Source organism: Methylobacterium sp. WL103, assembly GCF_008039885.1.
Taxonomy (GTDB): Bacteria; Pseudomonadota; Alphaproteobacteria; order Rhizobiales; family Beijerinckiaceae; genus Methylobacterium; species Methylobacterium cerastii.
In genome coordinates this window covers 1-647 of record NZ_VRUX01001177.1, presented here as the reverse complement: position 1 = coordinate 647, position 647 = coordinate 1, and the positions used below count along the sequence as shown (strand labels likewise).

Below are 647 nucleotides of genomic sequence, written 5' to 3'. Positions count from 1 at the left end.
ATGGGAACCTCACCGTTGGAAAGCGAAGGGAAATGGAGGGCGGCGGCGTCCGCCGCCCTCCATTTCCCTTCGCTTTCCAACGGTGAGGTTCCCATGACCCGTCACGATACCTTCGAGACCAAGTCCGACTTCGCGCTCCTGGAGAACAAGGCCGGGCGGCCCGCCTCCGATCCGGGCACCGCGCGGGACGCGTTCGACGGGCTGACCCAGGCCTTCGAGGCGTTCAAGGAAACGAACGACATCCGGCTCGGCCAGATCGAGGGCCGCCTCGGGCCAGACGTGCTCACCGAGGAGAAGCTGGCGCGGATCGACGCGGCCCTGGACAGCGCCCGGACGCGGCTGGACCGCATCACCCTGGACCGCGCCCGCCCACCGCTCGGCCGCCCCGAGCAGCCGCGGGACGCGATGACCGACGAGCACAAGGCAGCCTTCGACCTCTACGTCCGGGCCGGCGAGAGCGGCGGCCTGAAGGGCCTGGAGGCCAAGGCGCTCTCGGCCGGCTCCGGCCCGGACGGCGGCTACCTGGTGCCGCAGACGATCGAGCGCGAGGTGCTCAAGCGCCTGTCCGCCCTGTCGCCGATCCGCGCCATCGCCAGCGTCCGCACCATCTCGGGCGGGCAGTACAAGCGCGCGGTGGCCACCGGCGC

General features: G+C 71.4%; 1 protein-coding gene. It reads left to right on the top strand.

Annotation, left to right across the window (positions count from 1 at the left end; all coding sequences use genetic code 11):
• Positions 1-93 precede the first annotated feature (93 nt).
• Positions 94-647 (top strand): phage major capsid protein (locus tag FV222_RS28470; protein WP_147816463.1); only part of this gene is annotated, 554 nt, incomplete at its 3' end.